15 protein-coding genes and 2 pseudogenes are annotated in these 21,950 nt (G+C 50.5%); 8 read left to right on the top strand and 9 right to left on the bottom strand.

What is annotated here, in order from left to right:
* Window positions 1-91: 91 nt before the first annotated feature.
* Complete coding sequence (locus SK3146_RS19325; protein ID WP_249860355.1) at window positions 92-1,069, bottom strand: LacI family DNA-binding transcriptional regulator; 978 nt, start codon at window positions 1,067-1,069, stop codon at window positions 92-94.
* 165 nt (window positions 1,070-1,234) lie between these two features.
* Here SK3146_RS19325 and SK3146_RS19320 point away from each other — a divergent pair, with 165 nt between their 5' ends.
* Window positions 1,235-1,492, top strand: a complete 258-nt coding sequence (locus SK3146_RS19320; protein ID WP_249860354.1) for a hypothetical protein — start codon at window positions 1,235-1,237, stop codon at window positions 1,490-1,492.
* A 52-nt stretch (window positions 1,493-1,544) separates the two neighbouring features.
* Here the strand turns inward: SK3146_RS19320 and SK3146_RS19315 are convergent, their stop codons facing one another.
* The 4 genes from SK3146_RS19315 to SK3146_RS19300 form a co-directional block, all read right to left on the bottom strand.
* Complete coding sequence (locus SK3146_RS19315) at window positions 1,545-2,453, bottom strand: SDR family oxidoreductase (protein ID WP_249860353.1); 909 nt, start codon at window positions 2,451-2,453, stop codon at window positions 1,545-1,547.
* A gap of 256 nt (window positions 2,454-2,709) precedes the next feature.
* Window positions 2,710-3,759, bottom strand: a complete 1,050-nt coding sequence (locus SK3146_RS19310) for a response regulator (protein WP_249866366.1) — start codon at window positions 3,757-3,759, stop codon at window positions 2,710-2,712.
* A gap of 46 nt (window positions 3,760-3,805) precedes the next feature.
* The gene (locus SK3146_RS19305; protein WP_249860352.1) at window positions 3,806-5,554 is read right to left on the bottom strand and encodes a sensor histidine kinase; all 1,749 of its coding nucleotides are present in this window, start codon (window positions 5,552-5,554) and stop codon (window positions 3,806-3,808) included.
* Between the two features lie 196 nt (window positions 5,555-5,750).
* Window positions 5,751-10,385 carry an Ig-like domain-containing protein gene (locus SK3146_RS19300; RefSeq protein WP_249860351.1) on the bottom strand — a complete coding sequence of 1,545 codons (4,635 nt, stop codon included), beginning with the start codon at window positions 10,383-10,385 and terminating at the stop codon, window positions 5,751-5,753.
* A gap of 195 nt (window positions 10,386-10,580) precedes the next feature.
* Between SK3146_RS19300 and SK3146_RS19295 the strand changes: the two are divergent.
* The 3 genes and pseudogenes from SK3146_RS19295 to nspC all read left to right on the top strand — a co-directional run.
* Window positions 10,581-10,712 (top strand): annotated as a pseudogene (locus SK3146_RS19295) (class I SAM-dependent methyltransferase); the annotation flags it as partial.
* A gap of 639 nt (window positions 10,713-11,351) precedes the next feature.
* Entirely contained in the window at window positions 11,352-12,590 is a 1,239-nt protein-coding gene (locus SK3146_RS19290; RefSeq protein ID WP_249860350.1) for a saccharopine dehydrogenase family protein, read from the top strand.
* Between the two features lies 1 nt (window position 12,591).
* A complete protein-coding gene (gene nspC / locus SK3146_RS19285) occupies window positions 12,592-13,719 on the top strand; it encodes a carboxynorspermidine decarboxylase (RefSeq protein ID WP_249860349.1) in 1,128 nt (375 codons plus the stop codon).
* A 186-nt stretch (window positions 13,720-13,905) separates the two neighbouring features.
* Here nspC and SK3146_RS19280 read toward each other — a convergent pair whose 3' ends face one another.
* The gene (locus tag SK3146_RS19280) at window positions 13,906-14,709 is read right to left on the bottom strand and encodes a helix-turn-helix transcriptional regulator (RefSeq protein ID WP_249860348.1); all 804 of its coding nucleotides are present in this window, start codon (window positions 14,707-14,709) and stop codon (window positions 13,906-13,908) included.
* Between the two features lie 105 nt (window positions 14,710-14,814).
* On the opposite strand from SK3146_RS19280, the gene SK3146_RS19275 reads away from it, so the two are divergent.
* Entirely contained in the window at window positions 14,815-16,296 is a 1,482-nt protein-coding gene (locus tag SK3146_RS19275) for an MFS transporter (RefSeq protein WP_249866365.1), read from the top strand.
* Between the two features lie 166 nt (window positions 16,297-16,462).
* Here the strand turns inward: SK3146_RS19275 and SK3146_RS19270 are convergent, their stop codons facing one another.
* Window positions 16,463-17,143 carry a TetR/AcrR family transcriptional regulator gene (locus tag SK3146_RS19270; protein WP_249860347.1) on the bottom strand — a complete coding sequence of 227 codons (681 nt, stop codon included), beginning with the start codon at window positions 17,141-17,143 and terminating at the stop codon, window positions 16,463-16,465.
* A 138-nt stretch (window positions 17,144-17,281) separates the two neighbouring features.
* Between SK3146_RS19270 and SK3146_RS19265 the strand changes: the two genes are divergently transcribed.
* The 3 genes and pseudogenes from SK3146_RS19265 to SK3146_RS35295 form a co-directional block, all read left to right on the top strand.
* Complete coding sequence (locus SK3146_RS19265) at window positions 17,282-18,634, top strand: MATE family efflux transporter (RefSeq protein ID WP_249860346.1); 1,353 nt, start codon at window positions 17,282-17,284, stop codon at window positions 18,632-18,634.
* A gap of 99 nt (window positions 18,635-18,733) precedes the next feature.
* Window positions 18,734-19,516 (top strand): hypothetical protein, encoded by a 783-nt coding sequence (locus tag SK3146_RS19260; RefSeq protein ID WP_249860345.1) that lies wholly within the window; start codon window positions 18,734-18,736, stop codon window positions 19,514-19,516.
* Window positions 19,517-19,670: 154 nt separating this feature from the next.
* Window positions 19,671-19,812, top strand: a pseudogene (locus tag SK3146_RS35295) (transposase); the annotation flags it as partial.
* Between the two features lie 131 nt (window positions 19,813-19,943).
* On the opposite strand, the gene SK3146_RS19255 reads toward SK3146_RS35295, so the two are convergent.
* Both SK3146_RS19255 and SK3146_RS19250 read right to left on the bottom strand, forming a co-directional pair.
* Entirely contained in the window at window positions 19,944-20,300 is a 357-nt protein-coding gene (locus SK3146_RS19255) for a nucleotide excision repair endonuclease (RefSeq protein WP_249860344.1), read from the bottom strand.
* Between the two features lie 92 nt (window positions 20,301-20,392).
* A complete protein-coding gene (locus SK3146_RS19250) occupies window positions 20,393-21,697 on the bottom strand; it encodes a DEAD/DEAH box helicase (RefSeq protein ID WP_249860343.1) in 1,305 nt (434 codons plus the stop codon).
* Window positions 21,698-21,950: the final 253 nt, after the last annotated feature.

Here is a 21,950-nt window from a genome sequence, read left to right as displayed (position 1 = left end):
TCAGATAGAAAACGAGATTGAGAATTAGTTAATCGATTAACCAATTGGACTAATAAAAACCTGATTTTTAGTTATTGCCGCTGTCTAAAAATCAGGTGGATTTACGTTCAACAATGAACGGTTCCAAAACCGTTACCGGAGCAAACGCTTCTTTGCGAATTTGGCTCAAAATCATTTCCGCGCTTCGGATGCCCAATTCCCGGTTTTGCAAATCTACACAAGAAAGCTCGGGCGTAGAGATTTGCGATATGAGAGAGTTTCCCAAACTCAACACGGCCATGTCCTTGGGGATGCTAATCTGACAATCAACCAATGCCTTGGTCAAATGGACTGCACTCATTTCGTTTAGAACAAAGACACCGTCGATATCGTTCCGAAGAAGATGAGGTATACAATCTTTGGCTAAATCCATCCCCTCTTTGATTTCTATCATGGTGGGGGTGTCGTCACTGTGGCTCGCCTGCTTAAAGCCGTCGATAAAATGGTCAAGAAGATCGTCAGGCAGTTGATTATGCACATAGGCAATTTTATGCTTCCCTTTCGACAACAAATGCTCGGCGCCCAGCTGGCTTGCTTTCGTTAAGTCGGGATACAGCAAAGGGAAACCGTCGTAGGGAATGCACCTATTGGCATATACGGCAGGAATGTTCCAGCTCATCACGTCATGAATGCTGTCCTTAAAGGAACGATCGGAAAATAATCCGATAAAGACAATTCCGGCTATCATATTTTCACGCATCAACTGGATGATTTCTATTTCGCTTAGATTCAAGTTGTCTACTTCATAAATATATAGATTATAATGATGCTGGCCCAAAATTTGACTGATTCCGGAAGTCATCTCCGAATAATAAAGATTATTAATCTTGGGCAGGATGACCGCTACGTTAAAGGTTTCCATATGCTTTAATGATTTGGCAACCACATTCGTCACATAGCCGAGTTCTTTGATCGCCCGCTGGATTTTTTCCTCGGTTTCTTTCTTTACCACAATATTGGAGCTTAAATAGCGGGAAATCGTAGCGGTGCTTACATTCGCGTGTTTAGCTATATCCTTTAAAGTAACCATGGGTAACCTTCTTTTGCTGCCTCCTTTCTATTTAGTTAATCGATTAACTAAGTGGATTAGTTCAAATTTATCATGGAACGATCCGATTTGCAAGCGCTTTTTTCGTAAAAGCTTCTACAAAAACACGCTCCTACGGGTGCAATTAAATTCATTAACGCAAGCCCCGTGGAGGCGATCGTCGCGGATGCGATGGTGCAAGCAACGGGGCTGCCGTTTTTTCCGGCGGTCGGCAATCATGCCTACGGCAACGCCATGATAGCGGATGTGTGGAGTGAGCGCACGGGGAGGGATTTTTATACTTTTCGCACCGGAGACGCGCTCTACATTACGATCAATATGGAGCATACGCCGGATGAGCTTCCAGAAGCATTCATGAAGGTGGTCAAAACGGTAACGGAGCAAATCAAGCAGGGTTCCGGTTAACGGGTCCATCGGTAAAAAAATAGAAGAGCCGCCGCTGCATAGAATCGCCGGCTTATGAATATCGAATCGCTCCTCCATTTACGTGCAGCACTTGGCCGGTCACAAACATGGAATCGCTGGCGGCCAAATAGACATAGGCAGGAGCCACCTCGAATGGCTGCACGGCACGACCGAACGGGCTGTTGACGCCCCAGGTGCTCACCATCTCGGCAGGCCAAGAACTCACGGTAAGAGGCGTCCAGCCCGGACCCGGAGCAACTCCATTGACCCTGATTCTCCTGTCGGCGAGCGATACGGCCATCGTACGAATGAAGGATACAATCGCTCCTTTGGTCGCCGCATAATCGATGGCGTTTTTGTTCCCCTCATAGGCCACCCTGGACGTCGTACAGATGATCGCGCTGCCCGGTCTCAGAAAAGGCAGGGCGGCTTTCGTCAAATAAAACATAGGGAAGACGTTCGTTCGAAACGTATTGTCCAGCTGTTCGTCCGAAACGTTCATAATGCTGGGTGTGTACGGCTGAACGGCGGCGTTGCTGACGACAATGTCCAGCCTTTGATAATGATGCATCGTCTCCGCCACAATGTCGCACGAGGCCGCCGGATCGCGAAGATCGCGAGGCAGAATCAAGCAGCGAACGCCGAATTGCTCCACGTACCGCTTGGTCTCTGCCGCATCCCTATGCTCGTTCAAATAAACAATCGCCAAATCGGCTCCTTCTTTGGCATAAGCCACCGCGATAGCGCGCCCGAACCCGCTATCGCCGCCGGTGATGACGGCGACTTTTCCTTTTAGCTTGCCGCTGCCGATATAACCGGGATTATCGAAAATGGGCCTGGGCACCATCAAATATTCCAGGCCGGGTACCCGATTCTGGTGCTGCGGCGGGAAGGCCACCGGCTCTATAACGGTCTTGGCGCGCCAGCCGATATAGGGATATACAGGATAACCGCTCTGCATAGGCCGCCCCCTTTCTCGAATTTCTCCTGCAAGGGGTCTATGTCAGCCTCTCCCTGAACGAGAAATTGCCATTGTTATTACCAACTTATGAAGCCTTTTATGAGAGTATGAACGTCATAAAGCTCTTGTATGTCCTGCGGACCCAAATTGCAGCCGGATTTGAATAGCTTAAGTTCGGTAGACACCCTATAACACGCAAAAAGACAGGATAAGGGCATTGCCTCGATCCTGCCTTGTGAAGAGCCAGACAAGGCGCTCACCGATATTGTTCATATAGCAGTTGAACGACCGGCGAGGGCTGCAGGCCAAGCTCTTTAAGCAGCAGTTGCTTATAATGCTCATAATGATTATGTAGGGACTGCCGATCTCCTAAGGCTCCATATATACTCAACAGAAGAAGATTCGACTCTTCTTCAAATTCATTACGGGACACAAGTCTTCTCGCAATTTGCGCTGCTTCTCTAAATCGCTTCCGATCCAGCAGCCAGATAGCGAGACGTTCGGCGAAGGAATCGTACATGACGCCCAACCGCTCATGTTCCGCAGTTGCCCACACAAATGAATGATTCTCGAACAGCTCGCCTGCAAACTGTTTCTCCAGATCGATTGCCGCGGCTGAATTCGCTTCGTTGATTTCAGATAATTGCTTCATGTCGTGCTCAAATTGAATAAAGTCGACGTCGGCTTGTTCCAAGTCTACACGATACTGTTCTTGCGCTGAAATGAGCATTTCCTTGTACCCATGCGGCGACAACGCCTTCCTAAGCTGATAAACCGCCGTATGAAGATACGCTTCTGCATTTTTAAGAGGCCTCTCCGGGAAAATATCCTCCAAAATGCGGATTTTGGTTACGCTTCGCCCCCGGTTAACGAGCAAATAGGCGAATAACTCCATACTTTTTTTGGAAATCCATTTTACAGTACCCGCTTGCTGACTACTGGCCTCGAAGCCGCCCATGCCCCGAACCGTAAGCCGATTAACGGCGCGGCCGCCCGCTTCATCAGAAGAAGCACGGCGTCTGCCGGCTGCTTGAGCAACCGTCTGGGCCAGGCGATTTCTGGAAATCGGCTTAACCATATAGTCCAACGGATAAACATCGTAAGCATGAAGCGCAAATTCCGAATGCGAGGTGGTAAACACGATGTCAAGCTCCGTGCGAAGCGAACGCAGGCGGCGGGCCAGCTCCAATCCGTCATCCCTAGCGATCTTAATGTCGAGAAATGCTAGATCCACATCCCCGCTCCGGACGAAGTTCAGCGCCTCCTCCGCATGCTGGAAGCTTCCGACAAGCTCAACGCCTTGCATAGTCGATAACATCCGCTTCATAGCAAACAGCATGGCAGGCTCATCGTCAACTATGAGAACTTTCATCACGCTGTTCCCCTCTCATGGTGAAGTAAACTACGCTGCCTTGCCCTGCTTTGCTTTCTACCCATATGCTCCCGCCGCTTCGTTGTACGAACTGACGGCTTACGAGAAGTCCAAGTCCTGCGCCCACCTCTCCCATAGTGCCGGGCAAGGAACGGAGCTGCTTATCGCTAAATAGCCGACGAGCCTGCTCCTCTTCCATACCGATTCCATTATCGCGGACGGAAACGATCACCATGTCTCCCGATAACTGAGCATGTACATGGACGGAGCCGCCCAATCCGGTAAATTTAACCGCGTTGGATAACAAATTACGAATAATTAATCCAAGCGCTTCCCGATCGGCATACACATGAGTGCCCGAGGCAATGTTATTATGCAGCCTGATCTGTTTGCCCTCGCTTTTAATATGCAGCGCATGGCAACCATCCTCCACAACCTCAGACAGCTCCACTAACTGCGGACGAAGAGCCATGTCTTCCCGCTGGCTGCGAAACCATTCCAGCAAATTGGTAGTCATTCCAAGCGTATTCCGAATCTGGTCGCCCAGCATCTCCACAATCTCCCGGTGATCCTTACCGAGACGGTCTCGATCGTCCTCCAGCAATTCAATGAGTTGAAATTGCAGCGCCAGCGGACTGCGAATATCGTGCGACACGATCGTAAACAATTGATCCTTCAACTGATTGAGCTGCGCAATCTGCTCCAGATGGCGCTGCTTCTCCGTAATATCGAAGATCAGAGAAATACTTCCCTGCCCTTGCCTTCGCAGCGTATGCAGCGGATATACGTTCACACTGTACATTTTTCGTTCTCCATCCAGCCAAGCGTCGATCTCTACATTGCCTTGCTGCATAGACTGGCACAGCCCATTCCAATCGGGCCACTGCGCCAGTAGCTCCGAGATATTCCGACCGGAAATAGATGCATGCCCCAGCTTTGAAAACCAATGGAGGGCCTGTTGATTGCTATCGATCACCTTGCCTGAAGCATTTGCAATCAGAATACTTTCCTGAAGCGTATCCAGTACAATATTTCTGGCAAAAGGAACGAGAGAGAAAAACTTATACCGCAGTATAATAATGAGAACTAACATGCCCAAGAAACTGCAGTAGACCGACATCGGTATCAGCCATGGCGACCATTCCGGTCTGACCAGCTTGACAATCTCTATCATAAACGAAAAGGAGATCAGAAACAGAACCCACATCCCCGGGTTCCGCAAATCTTTACGAATATTCCGTATATACTGAAATAGCAAATAAAAGCTTACAACCAGAATACTACAGCAAATCATGCTGAAAGTGATCGAGTAGATGCTTTTCGTCGCTAATAAATGACCATTATGGAGTTCAATCCTGCGATAGATTACATGAAGATCTGAATCGAACCACATCAGCATCGACCAGAGCGCGAACGCCAAGATAAACAGGATCTTCCCGCGTGTCCTTAACAACTTGTCGTAGGCGACCAATTCAAGTACGAACAAGACAAAGAAGGGGACCATTAAGTTTACCGCCGTTTGATGAATATTGCGAAAAACAAGCTTTTCCATTAAGGCATCGCTGCTATTTTCAAGAATAACACCCGCTGCATAAATCATTCGGCACACGATGACGCCGATCAGATAGCCGATACCGCGTTCTTTTCTGAAACGGTATAAAAAGACAAAGATGATGCACATCAGTATGACTGAAGCAATCATCAAGACAAGCTGCATGGTTGTAGCCATAGATAGGCCCCTCAGGTTTGATTTAAAGAGATGCATTCAACCTCATCCGAAGCGTTGACTCTCTCTATGTATATATCGACCGTGGAGTCTGTTTCTATAAGGCTTACCCGCTTTGCGCAAGAACAAAAAAAGGCCGATCCGTTATGTCATTAAGAATGACGTACCGGGACCGGCCTGAATCTACTGCCTTATCAAATCATAGTTGATTTCTAATGTGTTGATTCACGGGCATATCGTCAAGAACATGCTGCAGCCGCAACAGGATCGTGGCCGCTTCCGCCCGTGTAGCCGGCTCAGACGGGCTGACTCGATTGCCTTCGCGTCCATTCAGCAGCCCCTGCTTGGCAGCGGCATAGATGTATCCTTTTGCCCAAATCGGAATATCGGCATCATCGGCAAAGGAAGTCATCTGTCCTTGTTCGACATTCCACTTCATGGCCCTAACCATCATGGCAGCCATCTCCGATCGGCTCACAGTCTGTATGGGTCGAAGTGAACCGTCCGGGTATCCCTGTAAGATGCCGCTCTCCACCGCCTTACTTACCGTACTTGTTGCCCAAGCGGGGATCTGGTTCTGGTCGGTAAATACTTTATCCGCCGCAGGTCCGGAGGCAGCCCCTAGTGTGCGAAGCAGCATAGCCGCAAACTCGACACGTGTAACAAGCCCCTGCGGGTCAAATTCAGTCTCCGAATGCCCATTTACAATCCCCTTCTCTGCGGCTTCACAAATGTTCGGCTCTGCCCAATGACCCTTGATATCAAGGAATGTACAAACCGGGTGCTCCGCTGGCACTGGCAATGGTGATGGCGCAGCCTCTGTCTGACGCTGAACCGTCAAGCTGTACGACTTGACTGTGCCGTTCTCCGCTTTGACGATAATCTCAAACACATTGTCTCCCTTTGCAAGAGCGACGGTCTCCTTCCCAACCAGTATGGCTTCTCCCAGGCTTACAAGCGCCTGGCCATCAGAAGCGACTGCTTCTATCGATACCTCGTCTGCTGACGTTTCAACGCGATAGCTTGTCTTGTCTGCTGCAAATGCCGGCGTTAACGACAGTGCATCTCCGTTCGCTTTCACAATAAGCTGAGTAAGGTTCGCATTATTAGATGCTGCCTTAGTGCTGCCGTTTCCTTTACTTCCCGTATTCCTCCCGTTCACTTGTACAGTACGCGTCACGGGTACCGCAGCATTCCCTGCGCTATCCTGCGCATCGTATTGCAGGATATATGTGCCTGGCACTTGAGGATCGACGCTGCCTGTAATCGTAACCGGTATGCTTTCTTCCAAATCCGTCACCGTTGCGCCAGGGTCCATAAAAGCGGCTCCCGCTGCAAGAACGATCCAAGCATCACCCACAAGCGTAATAACCGGAGGCTGCGTATCTACCGTAAACGTATGCTCCGCCGAGAAGCCCCCCGTATTCCCTGCTGCATCCGTCGCGCCCGCACTCACCGTATGCGCACCTTCGGTCAATGCTGAGCTTGGCATCCATGACCAGCTTCCATCCCCCGCTACCGTTACCGTAGCGGCATCCGTTCCATCCAGCCGGATGGTCGCTACGGTCCCCGGCTCCGCCGTGCCGCTGATCGTCGGTGCAGCAGCATTCGTCCACTCTCCGTTCGTTGGCGCTACGAGCACTGGCGTCACTGGGGCGGTTGTGTCCACTTTGAACGTATGCTCCGCCGAGAAGCTCCCCGTATTCCCCGCGGCGTCCGTTGCGCTTGCGCTCACTGTATGCGCGCCTTCGCTCAGCGCTGCGTCTGGCGTCCATGTCCAGCTCCCGTCAGCCGCTGCCGTTACCGTAGCGGCATCCATACCATCCAGCCGGATGGTCACCGCTGTTCCCGGCTCCGCCGTGCCGCTGATCGTCGGCAAGCTCGTATTCGCCTGCAGCCCGTTCGCCGGCGCTAGTAGTGCAGGAACCGCGGGCGGGGTCTGATCGATCGTAAAGCTCGCACGCGCTGCATCGAGAACATTATAGTATACATTTCTCACCGCATTCCCGGCTATCAGTACTCTATACTCTCCGTCCTGCACGGTGCCGTTCAAACTTAAAGTAAATACATGGGAACCCGCATCAAAGCTTGCCGTATAGGCCGTAAAGGCTTCGCCGTCTTTCTCCATGCTGATGAGCGGTAATGCATTCCCGGCATCTAACGGGGCTCCTCCTGCAATCCAATATACCGCTTCATAGACAGACACGGTAACCGCTGCAGGCGGTACTTGAAAAAGCTGACCAGGCGTAAAGTTACCGAAGGCGGCAACCGGCTTGGTCGTATCATACTGGACAAGCAACGTGTTCGATTGAGGATTAGCGTTACCTGCGGCATCCTCTGCGGCCCCTGCCGCTACGGTTACTTTCACGGCTTGCCCGCTAGTCATCGGGCTAACGGTAGCCGAATACACCATCGAGGTCACGGTAACCAAATTCGATACCGCCCCATTCTCGATCACCAAATCTTGTTCCGCAAACCCCTGAACAGCTTCGCTAAAAGTGATGGTTACGGGGAAAGATGCGTTGACCGTGCCGCCTCCAGCACTGGAAACCGTTGCCGTCGGCGCCGTTGTGTCCACTGTAAACGGACGCGCTGCCGAGGGCGCGCTCACATTCCCCGCTGCGTCTGTCGCCTTCGCCTGCACCGTGTGCGCCCCTTCGCTCAGCGCCGATGACGGCGTCCACGTCCAGCTCCCGCTTGCATCCGCAATTGCCGTTCCCGCCTCATTTCCGTCCAGCACAATCGTCACCGTGCTGCCCGCTTCCGCCTTACCGCTGATCACCGGAGCGGACTGCCTCAGCACCTGTCCGCTCGTCGGGCTTGTGATGCTCGGCGCAGTAGGCGCGATGGTGTCCACTGTAAACGGACGCGCTGCCGAGGGCGCGCTCGCATTCCCCGCTCCGTCTGCCGCCTTCGCCTGTACCGTGTGCGCGCCTTCGCTCAGCGCCGATGACGGCGTCCACGTCCAGCTCCCGCTTGCATCCGCAATTGCCGTTCCCGCCTCATTTCCGTCCAGCACAATCGTCACCGTGCTGCCCGCTTCCGCCGTACCGCTGATCACCGGCGCGGACTGCCCTAGCGCCTGTCCGCTAGTCGGGCTTGTAATGCTCGGCGCAGTAGGCGCGATGGTGTCCACTGTAAACGGACGCGCTGCCGAGGGCGCGCTCGCATTCCCCGCTGCGTCTGCCGCCTTCGCCTGTACCGTGTGCGCGCCTTCGCTCAGCGCCAATACCGGCACCCCATACCAGTTCCCGCTTGCATCCGCGGTTACCGTTCCCGCCTCATTCCCGTCCAGCACAATCGTCACCGTGCTGCCCGCTTCCGCCGTACCGCTGATCACCGGAGCGGACTGCCTCAGCACCTGTCCGCTAGTCGGGCTCGTCACGCTCGGCACGGGCGGGGCGGTTACGTCATTCACATCGAATGAGAATGACTCCTGTTGTTCGTGTCCCGCGACCGTATCTTCCACCGTAATATACAGTGTATACGGCCCTGCCGGGTAGCGCTGATCATCGATTGGCGTTGACCAATTAAAAGCCTGATTGCCGCCTGTAGCAGGCATTTCATATACATAATCGGTCACGGTCGCATCCGTACGGTTTTGTATCGCTATGCGAAGCGTCAAGGGCTCTCCGATGCTTCCATCCCGGACATAACCCGAAACTTCAAGCGCATTGCCGGCCGGCTCTGTGTCATAAGTAGTTGAAATAGGCGCGACCTTTAACTCAGGGGAAAATGTCTTCAAGTAAGGGGTGTCGATTCCCTCCTGAATACCCCATATCATCGGGTCCCATCCTCCTGAAGCAATCATATCCTTCATATCGGACTTCTCAATAGCCCCGTCCGCTCCAGCCCCCCCATATCCCAGTGCGTTCAGACCCGGATTATCTGTTATATTCCAGTATGAATGGGTAATGGTATAGGGCATAAAAGAATGACTATCGCCAACTAACCCTCCGATATATCCGCTTCCGGCAGCTTTAATCAGCGTCCCTGACGCGTAGCTATTCATAATGTTTCTCCCTACGAAACCTATTAACCCGCCTACAGAGCTGCTAGGGTTACTAGCTTCAATACGGCCAGTTGCATAGCTGTTGGATACGTCCCCGAGTATATATCCGACCAGCCCCCCAGCATAATTAAAATTGCCAGTCACTGTCACATCGCCGGTTGCATAGCTTTCTGTAATGCCGTATGTATTGTACCCGGTTAATCCCCCTGCATATCTGAAATTGCCGTTTATATGAACATGCGCATCGCTGTTGGATATACTATAGACCGATTGTCCTGTTATACCCCCAACCCAAGAACCTGCGCCGGTTATTTCACCGCTCACAGAAACGCCATCCACTGCTGTCCAGGCATCAGTAGACCCTGCCAATCCACCAACATTAGCAGTTGAAGATCGGCTCGTGATCTGCACATTCTCCAGCCGCACATTTTTGATCTTCGTTAGGTTCGGAGCTGCGATAGCAGATTGAGCATATCCGAACAAACCTACATATGGCAAAGAGGAATCGATGGTCAGGTTGCTGATCGTGTAATGACCGCCGTCAAAATTGCCGCCAAAAAAGCTGCTGCTGCCAGTTCCGATTGGCACCCAGTTTGCAAACGAGGACAAATCGATATCTGCCCCGAGCCTGTAGTCCGAGTGCAAGTGCTCCCGGACGTGATTCAAATCCTCCGCCGTCAGAATGACGTAGGGATGCTCCAGACTTCCGTCCCCTCCGCCGCTGAAAGCATAATCGGCCTCGGCCCGTAATGGCCAAGCGCCCAGAAAAGGCACTCCTACAAGCAAAACGATTAATAATATGGCCAACTGCTTTTTCAACATTTCATCCCCATTTCCGCATCTTGTATTCACCTTGGCAGGCTGCCTCGCCAACGCCCCCGAGAAGCATGACCTTTAAACAGTGTAACAGAGCGGAATGAAAGAATTATGAAAGACATCTTTTATACTCATTCCGAGAGCGATGATTTTAGATGGATTTGTTCGCATGTGTATGGTAAATTATTCCATAACCAGCGCTTTATTTTCAGTTGGTCTCACCCTATACACAAATGTGTTGTTGCAGAAAATAATACGCTTGTTTTTTAAAAATGTTATTTCGATGAATCTTGGCATTCAGTATCTCTTGGCGAAAGTACGCTAACCTTAGCATCCGATAGCTTCATCGGTAAAAAAAACCCGCCGCGGCGCGTCAAATATTTTGAATTTGATATTTCATTCGGTGTTTCATTCGCTGTTTTTCGACAAAATCATGTTTGCTTTAAATTTCCTCTTGCTCAATACCTTTAATCCTGCTATTATGAAGTAGCATAATTTTTGGAAAGCTAATATTCAATACATGTAGGATCTTTCCAAGCAGATAATCTTTGACCACTTCCTTTATAGGAAGCAAAAGCCATACGGACAGCTGGTCAAATGCCGATTGGCAACTTTCGTTGCCTTATTGATGGAGTTAAGAGCTCAAATTTTATAAGTTGGTTACTTTACAACCGGTGCACACGCACACAACTTGTGAAACGATCAATAAGAGTGGTAAAAGTAATTATTTGCTATATAGACTCTGATCCTAACACCGTATATTTGAATATTAAGGGCTTTTCCATGAAACGATGAGTTTTATGGCTGATTGACGAGCACATAAGTGGTTTGTCCGGCCATTCTTAATGGAACTGTCTTATTATTTGATTATATCGAAGCAAGTGTGATGCGCATGGTGCGTGTTTCGCTTGCTTTTTTTGTTATAGTTCTTTCATTGAAAAAAATAATTTATTCGGAACAGGAGATTGAAACATGGGAAAAGCACTAATCATCGGCGCTGGCGGCGTAGCTTCTGTAGCAATTCATAAATGTGTGCAAAACAGCGAGGTGTTCGAAGAAATTTGTATCGCTAGCCGCACGAAATCCAAATGCGATGAATTGAAAGCAAAGTTGGACGGCGGCAAAACCAAAATTACAACCGCACAGGTCGATGCAGACATCGTGGAAGATCTGATTGATCTGATTACCGAATTCCAACCGGATATCGTTATGAACCTGGCTCTGCCTTACCAAGATTTGACGATCATGGATGCTTGCCTAGCCACCAAAACACACTATATGGATACAGCCAACTATGAGCCGGAAGATACGGCCAAATTCGAATACAAATGGCAATGGGAGTACCGCGAACGCTTCGAAAAAGCAGGTATTACAGCTCTTCTGGGCAGCGGATTCGATCCAGGCGTAACCGGCGTATTTTCTGCTTATGCGCTGAAACATTATTTTGACGAAATTGAATATATCGACATCCTGGATTGCAACGGCGGGGATCACGGCTATCCTTTCGCAACCAACTTCAACCCGGAAATCAACATTCGCGAAGTGTCCGCCAACGGACGTTACTGGGAAAACGGGGAATGGATCGAAACGAAGCCGATGGAAATCAAACGCGAGTATAACTTCGCTGAAGTCGGCCAAAAGGACATGTACCTGCTGTACCATGAAGAGCTTGAATCCCTTGCGCAAAACATGCCTGGACTGAAACGCATCCGTTTCTTCATGACCTTCGGCCAAAGCTATCTCATGCACTTAAAGGCGCTTGAAAACGTAGGAATGACCTCCATCGAACCGATCGAATACGAAGGGAAAAAGATCATTCCGCTTCAATTCCTGAAAGCTGTGCTCCCGGACCCGGCTTCCCTGGGACCTCGTACGGTGGGCAAAACGAACATCGGTTGTATCTTCAAAGGGAAAAAAGACGGCCAAGACAAGACTTACTATGTCTACAACGTTTGCGACCATCAGGAGTGCTATAGAGAAGTCGGCTCCCAAGCCATCTCCTATACGACCGGCGTGCCTGCCATGATCGGCGCGGCCATGATCCTTACCGGCAAATGGAATAAACCGGGCGTATTTAATATCGAAGAGTTCGATCCGGACCCATTCATGGAAGAGCTGAACAAATGGGGACTTCCATGGGTAGAAGACTTTAATCCGGTGCTTGTCGACGCATTGCCTGAGGAATCTAAACAGCCGGAGCTCGTTCGTTAATATGCGGTTTGAGGAATTACCTACACCTTGTTTTGTCGTCGATGAAGCGCTCATTGAAAAAAACCTGAATATCTTAAGCGGCGTCATGCAGCGTACGGGAGCCAAAATCGTGCTCGCGCAAAAAGCTTTTTCCATGACCGAGATGTATCCGCTCATCGGAAAATACTTAAGCGGCACGACCGCGAGCGGTTTATTCGAAGCGCGGCTGGGCCACGAAGAAATGGGCAAGGAAAATCACGTGTTTGCCCCTGCCTACCGTGAGAATGAAATCGACGAGATCCTGACCATCTGCGACCATATTATTTTTAATTCCTTCTCTCAACTGGAGAAGTATAAAGATAAGGCTTTGTCCGCCGGCAGAAAAGTAGGCCTTCGCATCAATCCGGAATGTTCGACGCAAGTGGGACATGAAATCTATGATCCTTGTTCGCCGGGGTCCAGATTTGGCGTAAAACGGGAGGATTTCCGGCCGGAACAGCTTGAGGGCGTTTCGGGACTGCACTTCCATACTCTTTGCCAACAGAACTCGGACGATTTGGAGACCACGCTGAATGCGGTCGAAGACAAGTTCGGGCCATGGCTATCGCAAATGGAATGGATCAATTTCGGCGGCGGTCACCATATTACGAGAGAAGATTATGATATTCCGAGATTGGAAGCTTGCATTAAGAGAATGCAGGAGAAATATGGTTTGGAGGTCTATCTCGAACCGGGAGAAGCCATCGCGCTGAATGCGGGCTACATGGTCACATCCGTACTGGATATCCATCGGAACGGCATGGAGATTGCGATCGTGGACACGTCGGCTACCTGCCATATGCCGGATGTTCTGGAAATGCCTTATCGTCCGCCGCTGATCGGCTCGGGCGAAGCCGGGGAGAAGCCATACACGTATCGGCTTGGCGGGCCGACCTGTCTTACGGGCGATGTCATCGGAGACTATTCCTTCGATCAGCCCCTGAAATGCGGCGACAGATTGGTGTTTGAGGATATGGCGATCTACTCCATGGTCAAAACCAACACGTTCAACGGCATGCCGCTGCCTGCGATCGCCGTGCAGGATAAAGACGGCAATTGCCGTATCGTACGCGAGTTCGGCTATCAGGATTTTAAGATGAGACTAGCTTAATGAATAATAAGCCTTAGCCCTATCATCAGGGTTAAGGCTTTGTTTGCATGTTCGCTATTATTTAGGAGTCTGCCCGACGGAGTTACTATTGTACGCGTGGTTCATCGAACAGGCTCTTAGGGTACGGTTCCTCTCGCACAACGTAACGGCTGGATGCCTTCCGGCTGCTTGGGAGCAATCCCCGGCTCAAGGGGTATCCGCTTGAGCCGGGATATATACTGTCATCTTTAAATCGGGATAATCCGCGACGGTAAGCGACTGATGCTCGAACGCGAGTATGCCGAGCTTGGGGTGATTGAACCTTTTCAGTCCAAGCGGAACACCCAGCACCTCATGATTTTCCCACCATTGATTGAACTTTTCGCTCGTCTTCTTAAGTAAGTCAACCAATTCCTCGAACGAAGGGTCGCCGATGTGCTGGCCGTAGCTAGTGCGAAATTGGGCCAAGAGGCTCTGGGCTACATGCGGCCAATCCGGCAGTAAATCGGGATAATCGGGTCGGGCGAACATCCGCCACAAGCTGTTTCTTTCCAGAACGTTCATCCGGTTAAAGTCGCCGAACAGCTCGCAAGCCGCATGGTTCCAAGCGAGCGTATCCCACCTCGGTCCTCTTACGTAAGCGGGGAAGGGCTCCAATTTATCCAGCATCCGCTGCACAGACTGATCCAAGTCAATGTCGGGCGTCCATTCTTTGACGGGCGGACGGTGCTCGGCAAGCGTATATAAATGCAGCAGCTCGTATCGGTTCAATTGCAGCGCCTTGCCCAAACTGTCCAGTACCTGGGAAGAGGGCCGAACGTCCCGCCCCTGTTCAAGCCACGTATACCAAATATTGCTTACCCCGGCCATATCCGCCACTTCTTCGCGGCGAAGCCCTTTGGCCCGGCGATGCGGCGCGCTTTGAAACCCAAGGTCGGATGGAGATAAGCGCGATCGGCGCGATTTCAAGAAAGCCCCTAACTCTTTGCGGCGTTTCAAATCTTCTTCCACACTCGCTTCCCCCGATCTAGGTATTATTTTTTATAATCGTATAAACGGTATTCTTACAAAAAAACCTTTTTCATCTAAGATTGGGATATAACTTTGTTGAAAAAGGTGATTAAAGTGACCAAAACGAATGAAGCGCCGCTCGATCCTCGCAGATGGTGGGCTTTGGCGGTAGTGTTGTCAGCGACATTTATGGCTTTGCTTGATTCTTTTATCGTCAACGTCGCTATCCCCTCCATCCAATCCGATTTACAGGCAAGCGCCTCGGATATTCAGTTTATTCTTGCGGGCTATACGCTTGCTTATGCCGTTCTGCTGATTACCGGGAGCCGGCTCGGCGATATGTTTGGGCGCAAACGCCTGTTTCTGTCGGGGATGCTGGGATTTGTGATCGCTTCGGCGCTATGCGGCATGGCCTCCTCGGCGATGTATTTGATCTTGTTTCGCGTGCTTCAGGGCGTAACGGCGGCGGCCATGATGCCGCAAGTGCTCGCCATGATACAAGTGAGCTTTCCCGAGAATGAAAAAGCGAAAGCCATCGGTTTGTACGGTGCGACCATCGGCATAGCCACAGTATCCGGGCAACTGCTCGGCGGTTACCTTATCAGCCAAAACCTGCTCGACTTGGGATGGCGTTCCGTGTTTCTCGTGAATGTCCCGATTGGTGTGATCGCTTTACTGGCCGGTATCCCGCTGCTCCAAGAGTCGCGCAACCCTGCAGCCAGACGCCTTGATCTGACCGGCGCACTCATTCTAACAGCAAGCCTGCTGGCGCTCGCATTTCCGCTCGTTCAAGGACGCGAGGCGGGGTGGCCGACATGGTCGTTCATCTTGCTTGCCTGCTTCCCGATATGTTTGACACTGTTTATTATATATGAGCGCAAACTACTTGAAAATGGAAAATCGCCGCTGCTCGCTCCGTCGCTTTTCCGCGATCGTTCCTTCAGCCTCGGCATCTCGCTCATTCTCGTCTTTTACGCGATCGCTTCAGCGCTGTTCTTCACGTTAGCCGTGATGCTGCAGCAGGGCTTCGGCTACTCTGCTCTAACGTCGGGGTTAACGTATTTGCCGCTGGGTATCGGCTTCTTCCTCGCTTCACTGGCATCGCCCAAGCTCGTGGGCAAGTTTGGGCCGGCCGTTCTACTGGCCGGAGCTGTAATTACGGCAGTCGGCATAGGATACACATTGGAAATTGTCCATCATGACGGCGGTCATCTTGTTTGGAATGCGCTTTGGCCGAGTTTATTCATCATTGGCGTCGGCCAAGGCACCTGCGCCGCGCCGCTTATCGGAACCATTCTATCCAAGGTGCGTCAGGAGAATATAGGGGCGGCTTCCGGGGTTTTGACGACAACGACCCAGCTCAGCACCGCGCTCGGCGTATGCTTTGTCGGAATCTTCTTCTACAGAGCTTTGGATATTTCCGATTTGCCCGACGCTCATGCGCGTTATGCACACGCCTTTACCGTCGCGCTTGAATTTGTTCTGATCTTGTCCGCGATTTATGCGTTCCTGCTCATTTTCTTAATGAAGGCGGGACAGCGGCGGCAGCCTGAGAGAGCTGTCCGTACTTCGGAGCAGAGGGGTTGATGGGTTGTGAGCGGCTTCGCCGCCGCTTAGGAGTGCGATGATTTCGTCGTGTCCTGCAGTCGTTGGAAGCTTCCGCTCGCTGTTGTAGCCGGATTGTTTGCATTGTGAACTTCTTTCTTCTTCCGCCACCGCCCATCCGATACCAGATGAGCGGTTTTTTGGCGTTCTACTTCTCCTGCTCCTTGATCACCTGTTCAATCCCTAACAGAATCAGCTTCACACCGAACTCAAATGCCGTATCGCTCCCCATCAGCTCGAACAGCCCGTTCGTGAACATTCTCCGGAACAGTCCCGCATCCGTCTCGCTCATCGAATCCAGAAGGCGAGTCATCTCCTCCCCCGGAAGCACTCCCTGATCTTTAAGGATAGCGGAGACATTGCGTTCATGCTGATAATCGTCCAGAACGAAGTAGAAGACATAGTTCACAAGCGTAGTAACCACTTGCATTTTCTGCGCTTGCTCAAGCGGCGTCGATTCCACGCAGAGCAGCATACGGTTGGTGAACCGGATGATGTCCGGTTCGTGGGGCAGCGTCATCATCATCAGCTGCGTGGAGCAGGGATACCGGCTGAGCACGCTTCGTACCGTTGCCGCTAGCCCCGTCAGCTGCTCCTTCCAGTCCCCCTCGGCGTGGAACTCATCCAGAATCATTTTCGATACATGGTTGGCCAGACGCTGGTAAAGATGCTGCTTGCTCTTGAAATACCAGTACAAAGACGGCGCCTGAATCCCAAGCCGGTCGGCCAATCGTCTTAAGCTGAACTTCTCGATGCCCTCCTCCCCCAGAAGCTCCCACGAGGCTTCCAAAATCTTTTCCTCCGAAATCGAAGGCTGCTGCTTCTTCATTGGTATCCGCCCTTTTATCTAACAGTGTAAGTTTATGCTTTACAGGCTCATAAGTTCATGATATCATCTAACACTGTAAGTCACAACCTAACACTGTTAGTTTGGAGACAAAATAAATAACAGAAAGTAGTGACCCGCATGGATGCAGAAAATCTTCATTACTTTGAAAAAGCGCCGGTCGCCAAAGCCGTAGCTCACTTCGCCGTACCGATGATGCTAGGCACGTCAATGAGTGTCATCTATTCCATCTTGAATGCCTATTTCCTTGGCACGCTGGGCAATACGGCCATGTTAACCGCACTCGCATTAACCTTGCCGTTATTCGCGATCATTATGGCGCTAGGCAACTTGATCGGTATCGGCGGCGGTACATTCATCTCCCGTTTGCTGGGAGAGAAAAAATTTGACGATGTCAAGCATGTATCCTCATTCGCCTTTTATAGCAGTTTGGTTCTCGGTGTTGTCGTGATGGCCGTCGGTCTCCCGTTAATCGATCCTATCGTTCATGGCCTGGGGGCAACGCCTGACTCCTTCGGATTCACGAAAGACTACGTCACGGTTATGCTTATCGGCTCACCATTCGTCATACTCTTCTTCACGCTGGAGAATATCGCGCGCTCCGAGGGGGCGGCAATCACGTCGATGACTGGTATGATTCTGAGTGTTGTCGTCAATATTATTCTCGATGCTCTAGTCATCTTCGTCTTCCATTGGGGCGTAATCGGCGTTGCGTCTGCCACGGTCATTTCCAATCTGGTTGCAAGTGCATTCTATGCCTTTCATATGGGATCTAAGAGCCAATTCCTAACGATCTCCGTCACATGGTTTAAGGTTACAAAGGACATTCTGTGCAATGTATTCAAAATCGGAGTTCCCGTCTTTGTAATGAGTATTTTCTTGGGCGCCATGTCGCTTATCTTTAACCATTTCCTTGTCGAATATGGGGACCAGGCCGTGGCGGCTTACGGAATTTCATCACGCCTGTTGCAATTTCCGGAGTTTATTTTGATGGGCTTATGCGAGGGAGTCGTGCCGCTGATTGCTTTCTCTTTTACAGCCAATAAACTTCGTATGAAGCATACTATTGGATTTACGATTAAAGCGATTGTCGCTTTAGCCGTCGTGTTCGGTATCATCGTCTATCTGATTTCCGACCACTTGATTGGTTTATTTACGAATGACCGGCAATTAATTGAAATGGGCAGCTACATTTTGCATGTGACGTTCTTATCCTTGTTCATTACAGGAATGACCACGTTGTTCACAGGAATCTTCCAAGCAACAGCGCAAGGAACCGCCGCGTTTATGATGTCCGTTATTCAAGGAATCACTCTGATTCCGGTGTTGTTTATCGCCAATCGAATGAACGGCTTCCACGGGGTGGTCTGGTCGCTTGTCATCGCGGATGCCGTCGCGTTCCTCGTTGGCGCCCTCATGCTGTATGTTCTGCGGAACAAATTGCAGCCGGATTTGGAAAGTTTAGTACAATAGACGATATATCATTCGCAGGAAAGCCGGAGATAGTGTTAACTTTTCGCGCATTAGTTTCGTCTAATGAGGAGATGTATTAAAATATGGCGGTGATAAGGTTTGAAATTGCTGGGATCATTTATGATTAGTTTTCTTCTCTTTTTCTCATTCGGGTGTGACTCTACACAAAAACCACAGGGCCACTCGCCAACGTCTGAACCAGTAATAAATCAGCGTTCGCAGTCCGCACTCATCGGTAAATCAGATTCATGTGAAGTTCCACCGCAAAATCTTAATTGGTCTGGAAAGGTGTACCGAAGCATAACTGAAAACACCCCAGCAGAACCTGGAATGAAATTCGGTTATGTGAAATGTGATAACGGGGATTATTTTGAAGCGGCAGATGACGGACCAGGCTCACTTATTGTATACAGTAACGGAGATCCTCGCACTAATCACGACCTGATCCTTATGGGTCAATGGGGACAGGCTCTTTATTCAGCAACCAACAATACCGAAGAATCAACAGAACCGTTGTTAATTGTCGGTACGGACAACCGCCTTGAGGCATCCCTAACCGACGAGAACGGCGTCAATCTCGGGAGCGTTACCGTGTACCCGTATACTGACGATTTTGACTTCAAATTGTATAAGCCCAACCATAGCCAAATTACAAATGAAGAAGCGATCGATACTCCCATCGGAAGCGGCACGCTATACACTCTCGACGCTGATAACGGTACAGCCGCCTCCGGTCTGACCGGCACACATGACGTCTATTTCGCCGTCATCGCGGTACAAGACAATAATATCTACGTACTGGAATTCTCAAAGCATGACAAAGAGGCGGCGACCAAAAAGCAATTCATCGATTTATTGAACGGGTTGAGGATAAAAAAGTGAATGCCAGCCGACAATTCGCTTTACTTGCGATACGGTTGTACCGCCATGAAGACGAAATAAAATGCGCCCTCTTGGACGGCCATCTTTTATTGTCAGGATATAAAGCTCAAGCTGAACTGCCACAATTTATCCGCTAAAGCTTTATTATAGTTAGAAGAAAACCGTTCATACCGATATGCAAATTCAGGTGCCGCGGGACCGCTTGGGCGAGTTCAATCCGGTTGTCGTCAAAAAAACAGACGGATGTGACCGGGATCGATGAGCCGATCACCGCGCTGTACGCCAAAGGCGTGAACTAAAAACCCCTGAGACTCAAGATCTCAGAGGCTTTAAATTCCTTTATATCACATGCTTCCCAACAGTCCTCTCACTCATTAACAAAGAGCCCGATAGAGAGGTCCTATTTGGTTTTACGTATCGTTTATCCTTATTTGTATAACACTTTATCTACATTGTATCTGGCCTTAAGTTCGTTAATAATAAATGTTTCGTAAATTTCCCTATGAACGGGGTCCTCGACAATATAAACCTCGATTTTGGTAACTTCGTCCCTGTGATTTTTCATGACGGATACTGTATCTTCAAAATGTTTTTTGATTCGGGGTCTTAGCTTCCGTGCTTTGCCGACGAATAAGAGTTCATCCCGATCATTGTAAAACATGAAAATCCCCGCTTTATCTCTTGAAATCAGGTGAAAATCCGTAAACCCATAAATATTGCTTAGCTCCGGGTTTTTCTGTTTGTGTATGGTGACATCCGGTGTTGGAATCGTTATTTGTATCATGTGCATCCGCTCCCTTTTTTATTATTACATGTAATACTTCAAAAAACGTAGTTACGGTTTAACGCGGCGCCTGTAACAGCAGCTTCAACGATTTAGGACCGCCGTCTCGAGCGGCGGCCGGAACCTCCGAAGGTTCCTTTTTTGCCAGCAGAGTCGTTTGGGGTAGCGCCTTTGCGAGGGCCTCGGGTGATACCAGCCTCGGAAGAGGTGACGCTGGCTTTGATCTCCCTAACTGTCGTCTGTGTCGACTCATTCATTGCCATCGGATACGGATGATCCCCGATCACCGGAATCTTCTGCTTGATCAGCTTCTCGATATCTTTCAGATAAGGAATCTCCTCGTACTCGCAAAACGAAATCGCTATTCCGCTTAATCCCGCTCGTCCGGTGCGGCCGATCCGATGCACATACGTTTCCGGGATATTCGGCAAATTGTAGTTAATGACGTGCGACAGCTCCTCGATGTCGATGCCCCGGGCCGCAATGTCTGTCGCCACCAGTATGCGCGTCACACCTTGCTTGAAGTTATTCAGCGCAGTTTGGCGGGCGTTCTGCGACTTGTCGCCGTGAATCGCCTGCGCGGTAATCGCCGCCTTCGTCAAGCCCCTCACCAGCCGATCCGCGCCATGCTTCGTACGGGTGAACACAAGCGCGCTCTCGATCGACCGGTCTTGCAGCAGGTCGATCAACAGCGGCAGCTTATTCGGCTTGTCCACAAAGTAGAGTGTCTGTTTGATCCGCTCCGCCGTAGAGGAAACGGGCGTAATTTCGATTTTCATCGGATTCGTCAGCAATGAGTTTACCAGAGAAGTGATCTCGGGCGGCATCGTCGCCGAAAAGAACAGCGTCTGTCGTTTGGCAGGCAGCTTGGCGATGATCCTTCTCATGTCGTGAATGAAGCCCATATCTAGCATGCGGTCTGCTTCGTCCAGCACGAGAATCTGCACGTGACGCAGATCGGCGAACCCTTGGTTCATCAGGTCGATTAGCCGGCCCGGCGTGGCTATTAGAATGTCCATGCCTTGCTCCAGCGCCTGCTCCTGCGCTTTTTGCGAGACGCCGCCTACAATCACGGCACTTCGCAGATTCGAAAAGCGTCCGTAGGATTTAAAGTTGTCGGATATCTGAATGGCCAGCTCTCGCGTAGGCGTCAGGATCAGCGAACGAATGACGCGCTTGCCGCCGCTCGGTCGTCCCTGCTGCGAGCTTAGCAGTTGGATAATTGGCAGCAAGAACGCCGCTGTCTTGCCGGTCCCCGTCTGAGCGCAGCCGAACAAATCTCGGCCCGCCAGCACCGGCGGAATGGCTTGCTCCTGTATGGGAGTGGGCTGTCTATAATTTTCCTTAGCCAGCGCTTTAAGAATGGGGGGAATTAGTTTCAATTGTTCAAATGTCATATAATCTCCTTCGTCATACCACCGTCGATGCGGAAGTTTCACTTCTTGCATTATACACCAGATATGAGATGATGTACTGCATTCTCTGTAACAGTTAAATTCTACATGCAACGACAAGCCCCCGCAGCAGACTTTCGCCACTAGCCCATCGCCATGCGTGGCGCACATGTACAAGATGGACGCCAAGTTATTTTTCCATTCCGAGCACTGCAAAAAGAAATGAGCATTTGGGTCGATATGCTCAAGCAGGAAT

Origin of the sequence: Paenibacillus konkukensis (assembly GCF_023523925.1) — a bacterium.
Classification (GTDB): Bacteria; Bacillota; Bacilli; order Paenibacillales; family NBRC-103111; genus Paenibacillus_S; species Paenibacillus_S doosanensis.
This window is presented reverse-complemented; position numbering and strand designations above follow the sequence as displayed.

Bases quoted from the DNA above. Each gene is read 5' to 3' on its own strand.
- SK3146_RS19305 (WP_249860352.1), bottom strand. From the start codon at position 5,554: ATGGCTACAACCATGCAGCTTGTCTTGATGATTGCTTCAGTCATACTG.
- SK3146_RS19255 (WP_249860344.1), bottom strand. From the start codon at position 20,300: ATGATACAAATAACGATTCCAACACCGGATGTCACCATACACAAACAG.
- SK3146_RS19270 (WP_249860347.1), bottom strand. From the start codon at position 17,143: ATGAAGAAGCAGCAGCCTTCGATTTCGGAGGAAAAGATTTTGGAAGCC.
- SK3146_RS19325 (WP_249860355.1), bottom strand. From the start codon at position 1,069: ATGGTTACTTTAAAGGATATAGCTAAACACGCGAATGTAAGCACCGCT.
- SK3146_RS19315 (WP_249860353.1), bottom strand. From the start codon at position 2,453: ATGCAGAGCGGTTATCCTGTATATCCCTATATCGGCTGGCGCGCCAAG.
- nspC (WP_249860349.1), top strand. From the start codon at position 12,592: ATGCGGTTTGAGGAATTACCTACACCTTGTTTTGTCGTCGATGAAGCG.
- SK3146_RS19250 (WP_249860343.1), bottom strand. From the start codon at position 21,697: ATGACATTTGAACAATTGAAACTAATTCCCCCCATTCTTAAAGCGCTG.
- SK3146_RS19300 (WP_249860351.1), bottom strand. From the start codon at position 10,385: ATGTTGAAAAAGCAGTTGGCCATATTATTAATCGTTTTGCTTGTAGGA.
- SK3146_RS19310 (WP_249866366.1), bottom strand. From the start codon at position 3,759: ATGCAAGGCGTTGAGCTTGTCGGAAGCTTCCAGCATGCGGAGGAGGCG.
- SK3146_RS19265 (WP_249860346.1), top strand. From the start codon at position 17,282: ATGGATGCAGAAAATCTTCATTACTTTGAAAAAGCGCCGGTCGCCAAA.
- SK3146_RS19290 (WP_249860350.1), top strand. From the start codon at position 11,352: ATGGGAAAAGCACTAATCATCGGCGCTGGCGGCGTAGCTTCTGTAGCA.